This window comes from Verrucosispora sp. FIM060022, assembly GCF_003977705.1.
Classification (GTDB): Bacteria; Actinomycetota; Actinomycetes; order Mycobacteriales; family Micromonosporaceae; genus Micromonospora; species Micromonospora gifhornensis.
This window is the reverse complement of sequence record NZ_RQIV01000008.1, coordinates 230,452-244,969: the sequence shown is the minus strand read 5'-3', so window position 1 is coordinate 244,969 and position 14,518 is coordinate 230,452. Positions and strand designations below refer to the sequence as shown.

Sequence of the window (14,518 nt, the reverse complement as noted above, 5' to 3'; positions counted from 1 at the left end):
GGTCGCCGACGGCACCCCACCCGGGGATCAGGAGACGGTGCAGGGAGCGCCGTTGACCGTGATCAGGTTGGGGGCGGGGTTGGCGCCCTTGCCGGTGGTGGCGTTGAAGCCGAACATCGCCGTGCCGCCGGGGGCGATCTTGCCGTTGTACGACTCGTTCTTCGCGGTCACCGTGGCACCGGACTGCTTCACGTCGGCCATCCACGCCTCGCGCACCTTGGCGTCACCGGTGAAGGCGAACTTGGCGGTCCAGCCGTTCAGCGTGGTGCTGCCGGTGTTGCGGATGGTCAGCTGGCCGGTGAAGCCGGTGCCGCCCTGCCAGGAGCCGTAGTTGGTGTACGTCACCGAGCAGCTCGGTGCCGGCATCGCCGCCGAGTCGCCCTGGTCGGCGAGGAACGAGGCGATCCAGGACAGCGCCGAGTTCCAGTTGATCGCCACCTCGTTCGTCGAGTAGGAGGCGATGTCGTCGACGTAGCAGAACATCGGGGCGCAGCCGGCGAGCAGTTGCTCCACGAACGGGTCCTGCAGGTCGGCGTTGGGACCACCGGCCAGCGAGCCGGCGGGCGGCTTCGGCATGCTCGGGTCGAGCTGGTAGCCGAAGATGCGGCTGTGCTGGTTCTCCGCGGCGTGCTCGCCCCAACCGGTCACGTACGAGATGTTCAGGGCGTTGCGTCCGAAGATGTAGTCCATCGTCTGCACCGCGCCGTCGCGGTACTTCGCCTGCCCGGTCAGGTCGAAGGCGGTGGCCAGCACGATCGCGTTGTTGATCACGTTGCTGTTGCCGCCCCAGAAGTAGCTGCTGGCCTCACCGGGCATCGGCAGCCCGTACGCCTGCCGGGCGATCTCGGCGAGGTAGCGGTCGGCGGCGTCGGTGACCGACGCCCGGATGCGGGTCACCTCGGCGGTCGGCAGCCCACTGGGCACGGTGGCCAGGTCGAGGCGGCCCAGCGCAGCCACGCTCTGCCAGCCGAAGCCACGGGCGTCGAACACGTCGCCGGTGTGGTGCGGCGAGGCGGTCAGGTCGGCCAGGTAGCTGGTCTCACCGGTGGTCAGGTACAGCTCGGCCGCCGCCCAGTAGAACTCGTCGGTGACGTTGCTGTCGTCGTACGCGCCACCGCCGTTGCCGTCGGTCGGGCTGGCGTACCGGGTCGGGTTGGCCTTCGCCGCGGCGTAGGCGGTCTTCGCCGCGGTGCCGCAGCGCTGCGCGAACGCCGCGTCGTACGGGGCGAACAGTCGGGCGCACTGGGCCGCGACGGCGGCCAGGTTCAGCGTGGCGGCGGTCGACGGCGGGTGCAGCTCGCGCAGCTCCGGGTCGTCCTCGGGCTGCAACGGCAGGCCGGTCCAGTTCTCGTCGTGGATCTTGTGGTGGGCCATCCCGGCCAGCGGCTTTCCGGCCGGCACCTGCATGCGCAGCAGGAACTCCAGCTCCCAGCGGGCCTCGTCGAGGATGTCCGGTACCCCGTTGTCCCGCTCGGGCAGTCGCAGCGTGCCGTCGCCGAGGGCGGCGCCGAATCCGGCGGTGGCCGCGTTCTTGGTCCGCTCGAAGGCGCTCAGCAGCTGGTAGGTGGCGATGCCGCCGTTGACCACGTACTTGCCGTGGTCGCCCGCGTCGTACCAGCCGCCGCGCACGTCGAGCCGGTAGTCGCAGACGCCGGGCTGGCAGGGCACGTCGGTGTCACCCTGGTTGGGGGCGACGCCCAGGTGGCCGGCCGGGCGGGCGTACTCCTCGCCGACCAGGTCACCGTCGATGGCGATGCCGCTGCGCTGGATGTAGAAGAACTGCAGTGCGTCCGAGCGCAGTTGCTCGTAGATCGTGCCGGAGATGTCGAACGGGTGGCTGACCTCGCCGTCCACGGTCAGCGTCACGTCCTGCCCGGGGGTGCGGTACGACGAGAAGTCGACCGAGTGGACGTTCTGGGCCGACGCCGGGTCGACACCGCGCGGGGTGGTGGTGCCGCTGGCCAGCACCGCGCCGGAGGCGGACTTCAGCTGCCAGGGCAGCGCCTCGGTGGCGTCGGTGACCACTGTCGCGTTCTTCGGCCCGTGCGGCAGGTAGCCGACCTGGTTGACGCGGACCCGGGGGCCGGTGTCCGGCTCGTACGGCTCGGGCGGGTTGCCGCCGCGCAGCGAGACGTTGTCCAGGCAGACGGTCTGCTCCTGGGCGGCGCCGCCGACCTGGAAGATCAGCTGGGCGCGGCTGTCGTCGGTCGAGGCGACGAAGGTCCGCTCGACACGCTGCAGGGTGGGCGTGGCGGCCGCGGTGACCGAGTAGTAGCCGGTGTAGGGCGCGCTGCCGAGTTGCAGCACGGCGGTCACCGAGGTGCCCGGGGTGGCGTGCACGTCGAAGCCGAGGGTGTATTCGGCGCCGGCGATCAGCGGGACGCCGTCGTGGCCGATGCCGGCGTCCCAGGTGTTGGCCAGGCCGCCGGCGACGGTGGTGCACAGTTCGCCGTCGACCACGCCGAGCGGGCCGGTGCCATAGGAGAACCAGGGCGACGATCCGTTGCTGAAGTCGCCGTTGTTGATCTGTTCGGGGGCGTCTGCCGGGGGGTCGGCGTACGCGGTGCCGGCGGTGGTGCCGGCCAGCGCCACGGCGGTTGCCGCGGCGAGTACCGCGAGACGACGTCGGGGTGGCGTCACGGGGGATCCTTCCGACGAACGGGGGACGGGCGAATGGTGGCGAAGAAGAAGCTGGGAGCGCTCCCAGGTATCGGGCATGTTTCCAGGCACAGCCGACCGTGTCAATCGATCGCACCCGATCTTCTTCAGGGGCGCTCGCCAGTGAGATTCGCCGCGCCACGCCCGGTCGTCCCGATCTCCTAGAGACAACCGCGCCCTTCGCCTGGCAGGCTGCGTCCCATGACCCTGAAGCTACGTTCTGCCGGAACGAGCGACTGTGGGCTGATCCGCAGCGGTAACCAGGACGCCCTGCACGCCGGTGCCTGGCTGGTCGCGGTCGCCGACGGCATGGGCGGCATGGCCGCTGGCGACCTGGCCAGTTCGATCGCCATCGAGGCGATGGCACCGCTGGACGTGGAGACTCCCGAGCACGCGTTGGTCGCCGCGTTGCAGAGCGGCATCCAGTTGGCCACCAACCGGATCCGCCAGGCGGTCGCCGAGGATCCGCAGCGGCAGGGGATGGGCACCACACTGACCGCGCTGCTGTTCGCGCGTACCGGCAGCTGCCTGGCGTTGGCGCACGTGGGCGACTCCCGGGCCTACCTGTTCCGCGAGGGCGTGCTCAAGCAGATCACCCGGGACGACACCTTCGTGCAGATGCTCGTCGACCAGGGCCTGATCACCCCCGACCAGGCCGGCAGCCACCCCCGCCGGGCCGTGGTCACCCAGGCGTTGCAGGGCGAGGAGGTCTCACCGACGTACGCGACCATGCTGCCCTGGGCCGGCGACCGCTGGCTGCTGTGCAGCGACGGGTTGTCAAACGTCGTGAGCGCCGAGACCCTGGCCGAGGTGCTGGCCGAATATCCGGACCGTCAGCAGTGCGCGCGCCGGCTGATCGACCTCGCGTTGCGGGCCGGTGGACCGGACAACGTCACTGTCGTCGTCGCGGACGTGATCGACGAGGGCTGAGCCGGCCACAGGGCGGTACCGCTTGCGGCATCCCGCCGAACACCGTGAGCGGGCACGGACGGGACGTTGCTCCGAGGGCGCTCGCCGTCACGGCGGTGAGACCTAGTGTTGGGCTGAGGCGGTCTGGTTCTCGACAACCGGCCTGGCCGAGACAGCCGCCGTCTGCGGGATGCGCGCCGGCGAAGGGCGACGGTCGGCGATCCCACCTGCGTGATCCTGATCGACGGGGGACAGGAGGCCTGCATGGCTGTCAAGATCGAAGCGCCGGTACGCACCGAGCAGATCCGGCCGTTCACGGTGCAGATTCCCGAGGCGGAGCTCGACGCGTTGCGCAGGCGCATCGCGGCCACCCGCTGGCCGGAGAAGGAGACCGTCGACGACCAGTCGCAGGGCGTGCCGCTGGCCACCATCCAGGCACTCGCGCGTTACTGGGAGAACGAGTACGACTGGCGCAAGGTCGAGGCGAGACTGAACGACCTGCCGCAGTTCCTGACCGAGATCGACGGCCTGGACATCCACTTCATCCACGTCCGGTCCCGGCACGAGGATGCGCTACCGCTGATCGTCACGCACGGCTGGCCCGGGTCCGTGATCGAGCAGCTGAAGATCATCGGGCCGCTCACCGATCCGACGGCGTACGGCGCATCCGAGTCCGACGCCTTCCACCTGGTGATCCCGTCGTTGCCCGGCCACGGCTTCTCCGGCAAGCCGTCGGTGCCGGGGTGGGGACCCGAGCATGTCGCCCGCGCCTGGACGGAACTGATGAGGCGGCTCGGCTACACCCGGTTCGTCGCCCAGGGCGGCGACTGGGGCGCGATCATCACCGACCTGATGGGGGTGCAGGCGCCGGCGGAGCTGCTCGGCATCCACACCAACATGCCCGGCGCGGTGCCACCGGACCTCGACGCGTTGTTCCAGTCCGACATCTCCGGGGCGACCAACGCGCTCGGCTCTCTGCCGGCCGGTCTCAGTGCCGAGGAGAGGCACGCCAGCGAGCAGTTGGACTTCGTGTGGAAGCACGTCGCGTACGCCCTGATGATGGCGACCCGGCCGCAGACGCTCACCGCGCTGGCGGATTCACCTGTGGGCCTGGCGGCGTTCCTGCTCGACCACGACGCCCGTAGCCTGGATCTGATCTCGCAGGCGTTCGCCGGGCGTCAGGTCGGCCTCACCCGCGACGACGTCCTGGACAACATCACGCTCTACTGGCTGACGAACACGGCGGTCTCCGCGTCGCGCCTGTACGCGGAGAACCCGCTCTCCTTCTTCGCCACCAAGGGGGTCTCCGTACCGGCTGCGGTGAGCGCCTTCCCCGACGAGCTGTACCAGGCCCCGCGCAGCTGGGTCGAGCGTGCGTATCCGAATCTCGTCTACTACCACCGGCTGGACAAGGGCGGGCACTTCGCCGCCTGGGAGCAGCCGGAGGTCTTCGCCGAGGAACTGCGCGCCGGTTTCCGGTCGCTGCGCTAGTGATGTCCTGAGTGTCGGCGGCATCGCGGCGAGAGATCCGTGCGCCGCCCGAGTGAAACGCCGTCGACGTGGCTCACGGTCGACGTCGGACAGCGGCAGTACCCCTCGGTGAGGGCTGCCGCTGTCCGACGTCGGTGTGCGTCTCTCGGCGCGGGCCGGGTCAGCGGCCGTCGGCGTCGTGGAGGCCGCCGACGAAGGCGGTCCAGGCCGACGGTGGGAACGTCAGCACCGGTCCGCCGCGGTCCTTGCTGTCCCGCACCGCGACATGACCGTCGAGTGTGGCGACCTCCACGCAGTTGCCGTTGCCCACACTGCGGGTGCTGGTGCGCCACTTCGCTCGGGACAGGTCGAGCGCGGTCATCGCGATCCCTTCATCGATACTCAGGGTGATCGCGGCGACGCGATCACGTAAAGTAGCGAGAGGCCTCTTTGAGGCGGACCAGGGATGCCGCCGGATCCAGCGCCAGTTGGCGCAGCCTCTCGTGCACAAGGCTATACGAGCGCACCTGCGCAGCCTCCTCCAGTGCCAGGCCTGTCGTGAGATTTTCCAGGTAGACCACGGCGGCGTCGGCGGCGTCGGGGAACGTGAGGATCACGTACGGGGAGTTCAGCGCGGGATGACCACCGGCCTCGAACGGCAGTACCTGGATAGTGACGTTCGGTAACTGAGCGACATCCTCCAAATGAGACAGTTGCCCCGCCATCACGCCTCGATCGCTAACCGGGCGTAACAACACGGACTCGTTCAACACCACCGACAGGTCGACCGGCTGATCGCCGCGCAGCACGTTCTGTCGGCGTAGTCGGGCGGCGACCTTGCGGTCGAGGTCCTCCTCGCCGGCGGTCAGGCGATAGACCTCCCGGGCGTACGCCTCGGTCTGCAGCAGGCCGGGCACCGCCTCGGCCTCGTACGTGCGCAGGGTGGCGGCCTCGGCCTCCAGGCCGACGTAGAACTCGAACCACTCCGGCAGTACGTCGCTGTAGTGCTGCCACCAGCCGCGTTGCTGGGCACCACGGGCGATCTCGATGAGTGCCTCGGCGTCGCTTCCGGTCACCTGGTACAGCGCCAGCGCGGCACGGACGTCGCGCGGCTTGATGCCGATCTGGGCGTTCTCGATGCGGGACAGGTTGCTCTTGGACATGTCCAGTTGCCGGGCGGCGACATCCAGGGTCATTCCCGCGCGTTCGCGCAATTGACGTAGTTCCCGGGCGATGCGGCGGCGTCGGACAGTGGGGCTCGCAGTCACCCTCCGAGTCTGTCACGGGAAAACCTGCAGGTCGCATCAGCACGGAGTGCAACTGTCGAAAACGGGAGTTGCATTGAATGGGTCCGACGTGCATGCTTGCCCCCGAGCTAGCGATCACAATGGACGGCGATTCGGGGGAGGACCGGTGCTCATCGCCGACGAGTTCTTCCTGATCGCGCACAACGACATCCGGGGCAGGGCGAAGCTGCATCCGGCGGCCACCGGCCTCGGTCTGGCCGGTGGCCTGCTCGGTGAGCTGATCCTCTACGGACACATCACCGTCGCCAACGGCCAGGTCGGCGTGATCGACCGCCGTCCACCCGCCGACGCGTTGGCGCACACCGTGCTCGACCAGCTGATCGGTGAGGCCCAGCACCAGTCGGTGCGCACCTGGCTCAGCTTCCTCGCCCAGACCGCGGTGACCGCGGTGGGGGAGCGGCTCGCCCGAGCCGGCGCGCTACGCCGGCAGGAGAGCCGCCGGCTGCTGCGCACCACCGTCAGCTACGTACCGATCGACCCCAATGTGGCCGCCTGGCCGGCCACCCGGCTGCGCGCGGTGCTGGAACGCCCCGATCCGCCAAGCGTGCCCGACGCGCTGCTGCTCGGCCTCGTCGCCTCCGCCGGGTTGACCCGGGAGGTGCTGTGGAGCGCCGGCCCCCGCGCACACCACCGGCTCAATCTGATCATCCCCGCGTTGCCGGCGCCGCTGAAGGAACTCGTGGCGCACACCGAGGCCGCTGTGGGCGCGGCCGTGCTGCGCGGCATTCCCTGAGCCGGCACCCCCTACCCCTCACTCTCACACCGGAGCTCCCATGTCCTCCACAGTGACATCGCAGCGACCAAGCAACGTCTCCGAGGCGTTGGCCCGTGGCCGCCTCGGCGTACCCTCCGTGGTCTTCTTCGTCCTGTCCGCGGCGGCGCCGCTGACCGTGGTCGCCGGGGTGGTCACCACCGGCTACGGGGTCATCGGCGTGCTCGGCATCCCGCTGGCCTTCCTGGCGGTCGCCGCCGTGCTGGCCATCTTCTCCGCCGGCTACGTGGCGATGGCCCGTCGGATGGCCAACGCCGGCGCCTTCTACGCCTACGTCGCGCGTGGCCTGGGCCGCCCCGCCGGGGTGGGTACGGCCTGGGTCGCGCTGTTGGCCTACAACGCGTTGCAGGTCGGGCTCTACGGCACCATCGGCGCGGCGGCCACGCCGGTGCTGGACCGGCTCTTCGGCATCACCCCGCAGTGGTGGATCGTGGCGCTGATGGCCTGGGCGCTGGTGGGGGTCCTCGGCCTGCTCCGGGTGGACATCAACGGCATGGTGCTGGCCGCGCTGCTCTGCGCCGAGATCGCCATCATCGTGCTGTTCGACCTGGGCCAGCTGAGCAACCCGGCCGCCGGGGGCGCGACCTTTGCGGCCTTCTCGCCTGACAACTTCTTCGTGCCGGGGGTCGGCGCGGTCCTGGTGCTGGCGATCCTGGGTTTCGTCGGCTTCGAGGCCGCGGTGGTGTTCAGCGAGGAGAGCAAGGACCCGAAGCGGACCGTGCCGATGGCGACCTACCTGTCCGTGGCGATCATCGGCGTGGTCTACGCGCTCTCCTCGTGGAGCATGACGGTCGCCGTGGGGCCGGACCGCGTCGTCGAGGAGGCCGGTGCCCAGAGCATCGACCTGATCTTCAACCTTGCCGGGGCGCACCTGGGCGACACCGTGCTCACCATCGGCCAGGCGCTCTTCCTGACCTCGGTGCTGGCCGCCATGATCTCGTTCCACAACACGACCGCCCGGTACGCCTTCGCGCTGGGCCGGGAGCGGGTGTTGCCGGCGGCGTTCGGGCGGACCTCGCCGGTCACCGGCGCGCCCCGGGCCGCCTCGCTGGCGCAGAGCACGCTCGGCCTGGCGGTGATCCTGCTGTACGCCGTCAACGGCTGGGACCCGGTGCTCCAACTGTTCTTCTGGCTGGGCACCAGTGGCGGCTTCGGTGTGCTGCTGTTGATCGCGACGACCGCCATCGCGATCATCGTGTACTTCGCGCGCAGCGGTGAGCAGGAGACCCTGTGGCGGCGGCTGATCGCGCCCGGCATCGCCGCGATCGCGCTGTTCGCGATCATCGTGCTGGCGGTGCAGAACTTCGCCAACCTGCTCGGCGTGGAGCCCGACTCGCCGCTGCGCTGGCTCTTCCCGGCGGCGTACCCGGTCGCCGCCGCGCTCGGTGTGCTGTGGGGCGTGGTGCTGCGGCGCACCCGACCCGACACGTACGCCCGGATCGGGCTGGGCGCGGAAAGCACCGCCGCGGTAGTCGGGCTGCCGCCGGCGGGCACCGATCCGGTGCAGCCCACGACGGGGGTGCGGTGATGACACAGGCGGACATCGATCGTCTCGGCCCCGCTGACGCCCGGTGGGTGGCCGAACGGATCGCCGAGGCATTCCTGGTGCTGGACGCGACCCGGTGGCTGGTGCCGGACGAGGCCAAGCGGGAAGCGGTGCTGGCCGCCCAGTTCGAGATCGTCGTGTCGCACGCGCTGCGGCACGGGCTGGTCTTCGGCACCGCGGACCGGGTCGGCGTGGCCGTCTGGCTGCCGTCGGTCGGCGATCCGCTGCCCGAGCCGGAGGACTACGACGCCCGGCTGGCCGCCGCGTGCGGGGAGTGGACGCCCCGCTTCGCCCACCTCGACGAGTTGTTCGCGGCGAACCACCCGCATGCCGACCACCACCATCTGGCGATGCTGGCCGTGCGGCCGGACCGGCAGGGCACGGGTGTCGGGAGTGCGTTGCTGCGGCACCACCATGCCTGGCTGGACGCCAACGGCGTACCGGCCTATCTGGAGGCGAGCAGCGAGACCAGCCGGGATCTGTACGCCCGGCACGGTTACCGGGTCGCCGAGCCGTTCCGGCTGCCGGACGGCACGCCGTTCTGGCCGATGTGGCGGGAACCGGGCAGCCAGCCGGCCTGATCGTGAACACGACGATGGCCGGGCCCGCCGGCCCGGCCATCGTCGCCACCCCCTCCTAGTACGTACCGTCGAGCTGCCCCCGCAGCTTCGTCAGCGCCCGAGCCAGCAGCCGGGACACGTGCATCTGCGAGACGCCGATCTGCTCGGCGATCTGCGACTGCGTCAGGTTTCCGTAGAAGCGCAGCGTCAGGATCTTCTGCTCGCGCTCGTCAAGCGTGGCCAGCGCCGGTCCCAACGCCACCCGCAGCTCGGCCAGCTCGAACTCGCTGTCCTCGCCGCCGAGCATGTCGCCGAGCTCGGTCGCCCGGTCGCCGTCGCCGGTGGGCGTGGACAGCGACACCGCGTTGTAGGCGCGGGCACCCTCCAGGCCCTCCAGCACCTCTTCCTCGGTGAGCTTGAGGTGGGCGGCGATGTCCGCCACCGTCGGCGAGCGGCCCAGGGTCTGCAGCAGCGAGCTGTTCGCGTCCGAGATGGCCAGGCGCAGCTCCTGCAGCCGCCGGGGGACCCGGATGTCCCAGGTGCGGTCGCGGAAGTGGCGCTTGAGCTCGCCGATGATGGTGGGGATCGCGTAGCCGGCGAAGTCGACGCCGCGCGTGGGGTCGAACTTGTCGATGGCCTTGATCAGGCCGACCGCCGCCGTCTGGGCCAGGTCGTCGGTCGGCTCGCCCCGGCCGCTGTAGCGGTGGGCGAGGTGGTTCGCCAGCGGCAGCCATGCCTCGATGGCCCGGTCGCGCAGCGCGGCACGGGACGGGTGCCCGGCGGGTAGCGCGGCCATCGCGTTGAGCAGGTCGGTGGCGCTGTCGGTGAGCGCTCGCGGGTCGAGCTTCGTCGCGGTCGTCGGCGCGGTCGCCGGCTCGGTGATCGTTGGCGCGGTCATGGTGGTCCTCCCTGCACCTCGTCCGCGGATAAAGACGTGACGCTTCGGTTAGGCGCTGTTCGTACGTTCGGGAGTCACCATAGCCTGATAGGGCAGCGAAAATCTAGCCGAACGGACGATGTCTTTAAGTGATTTTAGGTCGCTTAACGACATGAATTGGACACGGGTTGGTGGTTTGGATGGCGAAAGATGGTGACTGTCGAGTTTTCGCCCTTGTCCCGTCCACGGGACTAGCCGTAGCGTCGCGGTACATCCCCTGTCCGGAGGCACCGTGCTCGATCCTGCCGTTCCCCACCTCGTGGTCAACAGCCGCGCGCTCTACTTCAGCTGGCTGCCGGCGGATCCCGACGCGGTGGCCGCGCTCGTTCCGGCCGGCCTGCGACCGCATCCGGACCGGCAGGTGTTCATGAACCAGTACGTGGTGGACGACCCCGTCCAGACCTCCGGGTTCGGCTCGTACTCACTTGCCTATCTCGGCGTGACCCTGGCCGACGTGCCCGCTCCGGACGGGGTGACCCCGGGCGGCTGGTGGACCCATTACGTGGCCTCCAGCGACCAGGTCCGCGACTACGCCCTCGCCCGCGGCGCTCCCGCCCTGGCCGGCAGCACCACCATCAGGTCGGACCACGACAAGGTGGTGGCCGAGACGGAGATCGGCGGGGTACCGGTGATCCGGGCCCAGGCCCGCGTCGGCGAAACGGGCACCACCACACACAACGGCCACCACCGCTACCTCACCGCCCTGGACGGGCAGGTGGTCAGCAGCACCTATCCGGTGATCTCCGAACCGGTAGGCGGGTTCGAGATCGAGTCGGTGGAGTTCCTCGAACCGGAGCATCCGGTCTACGCGCTGCGTCCGGAGAATCCGCTCACCATCGCCTGGGGCTATTACGCCCCCCGGTCGTCGTTCGCCTACCCGGGCGGGCTGACGGTGTGGGGCGAACTGGAGCTGTCCAGTGGCGCGACGGGGGTTTCCGCAGGCCCATTCGGGTAACCCAGGGGCTGGATCGGCATTCACCCCTACCTCGAGGAGGCCGCACCATGCCCGGCGAGACGACAAGCGCTGTGACCGAGCACCGTGAGCAGGCGGTGGAGGGGGAGCGGGGAGCGCTGTTGGCCGTACTGGTGATGGTGGTGCTCGGCGTGGCCGGGATATTCGCCGTTTCCTGACCAGCGGGGGCGCCCCGGTCGCATCGGGCGCCCCCATCTGTCGTCACAGTCGGGTCAGGGCCGCGAACGCCCTGCATGCCGCCAGCGAGGAGTGACCCGGCACCGGCCGTGGAAGGTCGTCGGGACTGCAGTCCGGGCGCTGTTCAGGCCGGGTGCGGCGAGAACCGCAGCGCGTGCAGCGCCTGGTAGAACGGCCGGTGGTACGCCTCCAGCGCGGCCAGCCAGGGGTCGTTGTCGGGGCGTACCTCGTGGCGGGTGGTCCGGGTGGTGAAGCCGCTGCTCGCCTCCACGTCCCGGTGCCACGCCCGGGTGCGCGCGAAGGCCTGCTGCTCGCCGGGCTGCCAGCGCAGCGCCTCCGGGCGGTACGGGAGCCCGGTCACCTGGCAGAACCGCTCGGTGGCCGCCTCCGGTATGGCGGCCACCTCGTCGCCGTCGAGCACCAGCGGGACCTCCCCGGTGACCGCGCGGACCGCCTCGACCATGCCGTGCAGTCGCTCGAAGCCGATCTCGTCGCGTTCGACCGACTGGTTCATCGCGTAGTGCGAGGCGACCACGGCGGCCGGGTCCCGGATCATGAAGGTGTTGGTGACGTCGGTGTAGAGCCGCCGGTCGCGCAGGATCTCGTCGTAGGGGTAGTCGGTGGTCTCCTTGAGGAAGACCCGCTGTCCGCTGCGCCGGCCGAGGGCGAGCAGCAGGTCGAAGAGTTCACCGATGCTGGCGGCGCGCTCGCCGTCGATGTCGAAGTGCCCCACGGCCGCCAGGTTGGAGAAGGGTTCGTGCACGACGGCCAGGTCACCGCGCTCGATCAGCATCCGCAGGAACGCCGTGGAGCGGGAGCGCGGCACCGCCCAGAGGGCGATCACCGGGGTGCCGCTCACTGGGACCAGGCGGTGGGTTGGCGGTCCCAGCGGTGCTCGCGCAGCCGGGCCAGTACCGACTCCTCCAGCGGGGGCGCGTCACTGGTGGCCAGGTTCGCCTGCACATGATGGATCTTGCGCATGCCGGGGATGACCGTGCTGACCGTCGGGTGCGCGAGGATGAACCGCAGCGCCAGCTCCGGCATGGTCATCCCGTCCGGTACGTCCTTGGCCAGCGCCTCGGCCCGCGCCACGCTGGCGGCGAGGTTCTCCGGCACGAAGTAGCTGTTGCGCCAGTCACCCTCGGGCCAGGTGCTCTCCATGGTCAGGGTGCCGGTCAGCGTCCCCTCGTCGAAGGGCACCCGGGCGATCACCGCCACGTCCAGCTCCTGGCAGAGACCGAAGAGTTCGTCCTCCGGGGCCTGGTCGAAGATGTTGTAGATCACCTGGACGGCGTCCACCAGGCCGGTACGCATCGCGGCCATGCCGTTCCACGGTTCCCAGCGGTTGAGGCTGAGCCCGATCCCGGTGACCAACCCCGACTCGCGCAGCTCCCGCACCATGTGCTGCCAGCGTGGATCCTCGGCCCAGGAGTCCTCCCAGACGTGGAACTGCAACAGGTCGATCCGCTCGACGCCGAGGTTCTCCAGGCTCTTGTGCAGGTACTCCCGGACGTGGTCGGCCGGGAAGACGTCCTCGAGCCTCGACTCCCGGGTGGACGGCCAGTTACGGTCCTTCGGCGGGATCTTGGTGGCCACGTAGAGCCGGCGGTCCGGATGCCGGCGCAGCAGCTCACCGAGGAGCACCTCGCTGTGGCCGCGGCCGTAGATCCAGGCGGTGTCGAAGAAGTTGCAACCCCCCTCGACCGCCGCGTCGAGGGCGGCGTGGCCGGTGGCGTCGTCGGCGCCGCTCCAACCCCCCTCGCCACCGGCGATGCCCCACATGCCGTAACCGACGTCACTGACCGACCAGCCCAACCGACCGAACCTGCGGTACTGCACGGACCTCTCCTGTCCTGTCGCTGCCTTCGATGGTGGTGCGGGACCGGGCCGAGGCGCCGGTGACGTGCCGTCAGCGCAGGCCGACGATCGGCTCGCGCCACCGGTTGCCGCCGGTGCCGAAGCGGGTCTGCTGGTCGTGGCCGACCCCGGGGGCGTCGATGCCGGCGACCCGGGCGGTGCCCCGGTGCAGGACCAGCCGAACCGTGGCGGTGGCCGGGCGGACCAGCTCGTCGATCGCCGCGCGGGCGGCCGCCGCGACCGGACTGGCGTAGCGGGCCTCGTAGACCGCCGCGCCGAGCACCGGCCCGAGCGACTGGTAGAGCCCTCGGGCGTGCGGATCGAGGCAGACCTCCAGCACCCGCTGCCAGGCGGTGTCGAGGATCTCCAGCCCGGGTGCCTCGTAGACGCCCCGGCACCGGGTGCCGATGATCCGGCGTTCCACCACGTCGCGCAACCAGACGCCGTGCCGGGCGCCGAGATCCCGGGCGGTACGCAGCACGTCGACCGGGTCGGGACCGCTGCCGTCGACATCGGTGACCCGGCCGGCGTCGAAGCTGACCGCGACCGTCTCGGCCTGTGCCGGTGCCTCGCTCGGATAGACGCTCCAGCGGGGTGTCAGGCTGCCGGCGTCGACCGGGGTGGCCAGATCCTCCAGGGCGGAGGACTCGTGCGACGCGCCGGCGAGGCAGGCGTCGGTGGAGCGGTCGGCGTCGCTGCCCCGGTCGAGGAAGAAGCCGGCGTCTTTGACCGCGTTGAGCATGGCGCCCCGGCCGGCGGCGAAGCGCTCGAGGGCGTCCGGGTCGGTCCAGGGGGCGTAGACCCGAAGGTCGGGGGCGAACTCCCGAGCGTACGCGGCGAAGCGACGCTGGTCGTTGCCGCCGCCCACGCAGCCGTGCGCGAGCACCGTGCAGCCGTCGGCCCGCAGCACCGGGGTCAGTTGCTCGACGAGGACGAGCCGGGCCGCACCGGTGGTGTTCCAGTAACCGCCGTCATGTCGCGCCTGGTAACGCAGCAGGTCGAGACCGATCTCGGCCATCCGGGGGCGCAGGTCGACGACGCTGGCCGGCAGGCCGGCGTCGCGCAGCGAGGCGACCAGGTCGGCGATCTCGTCCGGGTTGCTCTGTCCCAGGTCGGCGACGTAGTGGTGACTGGCCACGCCCTGCTCCCGCAGCCACACACCGAGGGCCAGACTGGAGAGGCCACCGGCCTGGAAGACGCCGACGCGTTGGTCGGCGAGGTCCCCGTGTCGCATGTGTTCGGTGCCTCTCGTCATGGGGCAGCACTGCCCGAAAGGGCTCCTGGCAGGGCCGGCACACCCTAGCAACCTGATCCGTCACTCATCAAGGACTGTCGCGACAAGCGGGTCTATG

The 14,518-nt window shown here is 70.4% G+C and carries 14 protein-coding genes; 7 read left to right on the top strand and 7 right to left on the bottom strand.

What is annotated here, in order from left to right; all coding sequences use genetic code 11:
- Positions 1 to 27: 27 nt before the first annotated feature.
- Positions 28 to 2,640, bottom strand: coding sequence for a glycoside hydrolase family 9 protein (locus EG812_RS21725; protein WP_126712598.1), 2,613 nt, complete (start codon positions 2,638 to 2,640; stop codon positions 28 to 30).
- A 219-nt stretch (positions 2,641 to 2,859) separates the two neighbouring features.
- On the opposite strand from EG812_RS21725, the gene EG812_RS21720 reads away from it, so the two are divergent.
- Together EG812_RS21720 and EG812_RS21715 are read left to right on the top strand one after the other, a co-directional pair.
- Positions 2,860 to 3,588: a PP2C family protein-serine/threonine phosphatase gene (locus EG812_RS21720; protein WP_013732610.1), complete on the top strand. Its 729-nt coding sequence runs from the start codon at positions 2,860 to 2,862 to the stop codon at positions 3,586 to 3,588.
- A 243-nt stretch (positions 3,589 to 3,831) separates the two neighbouring features.
- Complete coding sequence (locus tag EG812_RS21715) at positions 3,832 to 5,058, top strand: epoxide hydrolase family protein (RefSeq protein WP_013732611.1); 1,227 nt, start codon at positions 3,832 to 3,834, stop codon at positions 5,056 to 5,058.
- A gap of 160 nt (positions 5,059 to 5,218) precedes the next feature.
- Here EG812_RS21715 and EG812_RS21710 read toward each other — a convergent pair whose 3' ends face one another.
- Positions 5,219 to 5,419 (bottom strand): DUF397 domain-containing protein, encoded by a 201-nt coding sequence (locus EG812_RS21710; RefSeq protein ID WP_013732612.1) that lies wholly within the window; start codon positions 5,417 to 5,419, stop codon positions 5,219 to 5,221.
- Between the two features lie 43 nt (positions 5,420 to 5,462).
- Complete coding sequence (locus EG812_RS21705) at positions 5,463 to 6,305, bottom strand: helix-turn-helix domain-containing protein (protein ID WP_043720230.1); 843 nt, start codon at positions 6,303 to 6,305, stop codon at positions 5,463 to 5,465.
- Between the two features lie 145 nt (positions 6,306 to 6,450).
- On the opposite strand from EG812_RS21705, the gene EG812_RS21700 reads away from it, so the two are divergent.
- From EG812_RS21700 to EG812_RS21690, 3 genes are read left to right on the top strand one after another with little or no spacing between them, the layout of a single operon-like run.
- On the top strand, positions 6,451 to 7,077 hold the full coding sequence (locus EG812_RS21700) for a GOLPH3/VPS74 family protein (RefSeq protein ID WP_013732614.1): 627 nt from the start codon (positions 6,451 to 6,453) through the stop codon (positions 7,075 to 7,077).
- Between the two features lie 40 nt (positions 7,078 to 7,117).
- The gene (locus EG812_RS21695) at positions 7,118 to 8,644 is read left to right on the top strand and encodes an APC family permease (protein WP_126712597.1); all 1,527 of its coding nucleotides are present in this window, start codon (positions 7,118 to 7,120) and stop codon (positions 8,642 to 8,644) included.
- A complete protein-coding gene (locus tag EG812_RS21690; RefSeq protein WP_013732616.1) occupies positions 8,644 to 9,243 on the top strand; it encodes a GNAT family N-acetyltransferase in 600 nt (199 codons plus the stop codon). Before EG812_RS21695 ends, EG812_RS21690 begins: the two co-directional genes overlap by 1 nt.
- Positions 9,244 to 9,298: 55 nt before the next feature.
- Here the strand turns inward: EG812_RS21690 and EG812_RS21685 are convergent, their stop codons facing one another.
- Entirely contained in the window at positions 9,299 to 10,120 is an 822-nt protein-coding gene (locus EG812_RS21685; protein WP_013732617.1) for a SigB/SigF/SigG family RNA polymerase sigma factor, read from the bottom strand.
- Positions 10,121 to 10,391: 271 nt separating this feature from the next.
- Between EG812_RS21685 and EG812_RS21680 the strand changes: the two genes are divergently transcribed.
- On the top strand, positions 10,392 to 11,114 hold the full coding sequence (locus EG812_RS21680) for an acetoacetate decarboxylase family protein (protein WP_013732618.1): 723 nt from the start codon (positions 10,392 to 10,394) through the stop codon (positions 11,112 to 11,114).
- A gap of 47 nt (positions 11,115 to 11,161) precedes the next feature.
- The gene (locus tag EG812_RS29980; protein ID WP_013732619.1) at positions 11,162 to 11,290 is read left to right on the top strand and encodes a hypothetical protein; all 129 of its coding nucleotides are present in this window, start codon (positions 11,162 to 11,164) and stop codon (positions 11,288 to 11,290) included.
- A gap of 143 nt (positions 11,291 to 11,433) precedes the next feature.
- Here the strand turns inward: EG812_RS29980 and EG812_RS21675 are convergent, their stop codons facing one another.
- From EG812_RS21675 to EG812_RS21665, 3 genes are all read right to left on the bottom strand, one after another.
- Positions 11,434 to 12,168, bottom strand: a complete 735-nt coding sequence (locus EG812_RS21675; RefSeq protein WP_013732620.1) for a sulfotransferase-like domain-containing protein — start codon at positions 12,166 to 12,168, stop codon at positions 11,434 to 11,436.
- Positions 12,165 to 13,148: an aldo/keto reductase gene (locus EG812_RS21670; protein WP_126712596.1), complete on the bottom strand. Its 984-nt coding sequence runs from the start codon at positions 13,146 to 13,148 to the stop codon at positions 12,165 to 12,167. The genes EG812_RS21675 and EG812_RS21670 overlap by 4 nt, the downstream gene beginning before the upstream one ends.
- 70 nt (positions 13,149 to 13,218) lie before the next feature.
- Positions 13,219 to 14,400: an argininosuccinate synthase domain-containing protein gene (locus EG812_RS21665; protein WP_158632531.1), complete on the bottom strand. Its 1,182-nt coding sequence runs from the start codon at positions 14,398 to 14,400 to the stop codon at positions 13,219 to 13,221.
- Positions 14,401 to 14,518 lie beyond the last annotated feature (118 nt).

Coding starts and splice junctions, on each gene's coding strand:
- EG812_RS21720 (WP_013732610.1), top strand. CDS start 2,860: ATGACCCTGAAGCTACGTTCTGCCGGAACGAGCGACTGTGGGCTGATC.
- EG812_RS21715 (WP_013732611.1), top strand. CDS start 3,832: ATGGCTGTCAAGATCGAAGCGCCGGTACGCACCGAGCAGATCCGGCCG.
- EG812_RS21710 (WP_013732612.1), bottom strand. CDS start 5,419: ATGACCGCGCTCGACCTGTCCCGAGCGAAGTGGCGCACCAGCACCCGC.
- EG812_RS21695 (WP_126712597.1), top strand. CDS start 7,118: ATGTCCTCCACAGTGACATCGCAGCGACCAAGCAACGTCTCCGAGGCG.
- EG812_RS21690 (WP_013732616.1), top strand. CDS start 8,644: ATGACACAGGCGGACATCGATCGTCTCGGCCCCGCTGACGCCCGGTGG.
- EG812_RS21685 (WP_013732617.1), bottom strand. CDS start 10,120: ATGACCGCGCCAACGATCACCGAGCCGGCGACCGCGCCGACGACCGCG.
- EG812_RS29980 (WP_013732619.1), top strand. CDS start 11,162: ATGCCCGGCGAGACGACAAGCGCTGTGACCGAGCACCGTGAGCAGGCG.
- EG812_RS21665 (WP_158632531.1), bottom strand. CDS start 14,400: ATGCGACACGGGGACCTCGCCGACCAACGCGTCGGCGTCTTCCAGGCC.